The 1,959-nt window shown below is 68.5% G+C and carries 2 protein-coding genes; both read right to left on the bottom strand.

The genetic code is table 11. The features are described from left to right. Positions 1–250: 250 nt before the first annotated feature. Positions 251–1,120 carry a phytanoyl-CoA dioxygenase family protein gene (locus tag ACIBVN_RS60795; RefSeq protein ID WP_397152023.1) on the bottom strand — a complete coding sequence of 290 codons (870 nt, stop codon included), beginning with the start codon at positions 1,118–1,120 and terminating at the stop codon, positions 251–253. A 10-nt stretch (positions 1,121–1,130) separates the two neighbouring features. Next, positions 1,131–1,745, bottom strand: a complete 615-nt coding sequence (locus ACIBVN_RS60790) for a TetR/AcrR family transcriptional regulator (RefSeq protein ID WP_397152021.1) — start codon at positions 1,743–1,745, stop codon at positions 1,131–1,133. Between the last annotated feature and the right edge of the window lie 214 nt (positions 1,746–1,959).

Raw genomic sequence — 1,959 nt, 5'->3', positions numbered from 1 at the left:
GACTCGGCGAACCCCATGAACCCGGCCACGGCCGCCACCAGCGGAAACGGCAAGCCGCCGGCCGCGCGCACCCATTCAACGACCCAGTCCATTGGCCCCTCGATCGCCGAGCATGAGGATCCATTGTGTCTTGCCCAGGAGTGCTTGCGATCCTCGCCGGCATATGCCTCAACTCGGCGGCGCACCGCCACCGCCTCGTTCGGTGAGCCCCAGCAACCCATATGTGATCTTTGAGTCGTCGTTGCTGATCTCAAGCGAGCCCAGGCCCGAGGAGGCGTTTGGGGTGCATACCGTCGACCATGCCGACGAAGGGCGGGTGGATGCTGTACCCGAGCATCCGGCGGATGTCCTCTGAGACGTGGCGGACGACGTCCAGGCCTGTGGAGAGGGTGAACGCCTCCTGGGTGCGCAGCCAGGGCTGGCAGTACTGGGCCGTGGCGGCCAGGCGGGGTGCGGCGCTGCGGTTGGCGCCGCCACCGTGCCAGAGCGCGCCGAGGAACAACAGGCAGGAGCCGGCCGGCATGACGGCGGCCAGGCGAGGGTCGGCGTCGGCGGGCGTTCTTCCGTCCGGCCAGAGATGGCTTCCTGGAATGAGGACGGTGGCGCCGTTGTCCTGGGTGAACTCGTCGATCGCCCAGATGGTGGCCACCGACAGCTCCGGGCGGGGGCGGGGAACGGGGTAGAAACCATCGTCAGGGTGGAGGAGTTGGGCGTCCTCGCCGGGCTGGATGTTGATGACCTGGAGCTGTGAGAGCAGGTAGTTGGGCAGCAGGAGCCGGTCGAGCAGCGCCAGAACGCGGGGGTGGTCGACGAGGCGGTCGACGGCGCGGGTCTTGTTGAGGACGCTGTAGAGGCGTTGGGTGCGGTGGCCTTCGAAGGTGTTGCGGCCCGTGCGCCCGAGGAGTGGTACGAGCGCAGTGTGCAGTGCTCGGCACTCATCGCGGCTGAGGAGTCCGTGCAGGATGACGTAGCCGTCGCGTTCCAGGGACGCGAGGTCGGCTTCGACCTCGGCGGGCTCGATGTCGCGGTTCTCGCCGCCGGCCGCCCGATGAGTGCGGGCGAGGTCGCCTGCCAGGTCTTCCAGGCGGTGCACCTCGGGATGTGTGCGCTGCTCGGTCATGATGTTCTCCTTAGGTCTGAGGCTCCGGCCGGTCTAAGGCTCCGGCTCCCGCCGCTCCTGCGACGAAGGCCCATGCTTCCGCGGCGACGCGTGTGCGATCCGGGCGCGGCGTACGGGTCAGGGCGATCGCCAGGGCCATGTGCACGCCGCCGAGGATGGCCGCCACCAGCAGTTCCGGGTCTCGATCGAGTGGAAGGTCACCGTCGCGCTGTCCGCGCGCGATGTTGCGGGCGCCCAGTTCGATGGCCTGGTGGAGGCGTTGCGTCTCGATGACCACCGCTTCGGCGTCGCCTCCCAACCTGCTGAGTACGACGGGGGCGAGGGGGTCGTCGTACAAGTGGTCCACCCACGCGGCGACCCGGAGGCGCTCCCTGTCGTGCCAGGTGGCGCCCTCGAACTCCCGGTTCGTCACCGCCTCGCCCAGCCTGTCGTAGAAGTCGGAGACGACGGCGCTCAGCAGGCCGCTGCGCGTGCCGAAGTAGCGGTAGGGCAGGCCTACGCTCACCCCGGCGCGCCGTGCCACGGCGGCCACCTCGATGTCGCCGGTCTCCGCCATCTCCGCGGTGGCCGCCTGGAGTATGCGTTGCCGGGCGGCCGAGCCTCTGGCGGACAGTCGCTGCTCCATGGCAGCGATATTAAGTTGAGCTCAACTCAATTTCAACCGCGGCGCAGTAGATGTGCACGCCGGGCGGAGTTCGGCGTACATCCCAGGGCGCCAGGTCAGTAGACACCGTCTACGCCGTAGGTAGACAGTGTCTATGAGCGATGCAGGATCTGTTCGGGAACGGTTGATCGACGTGGGCGTGGCTCTCGTGCTCAGGCGCGGGGCAGCCGACCTG

The sequence above is a fragment of the Nonomuraea sp. NPDC049400 genome, from assembly GCF_044466425.1.
In the GTDB taxonomy this organism is placed as follows: Bacteria; Actinomycetota; Actinomycetes; order Streptosporangiales; family Streptosporangiaceae; genus Nonomuraea.
This window is presented reverse-complemented; position numbering and strand designations above follow the sequence as displayed.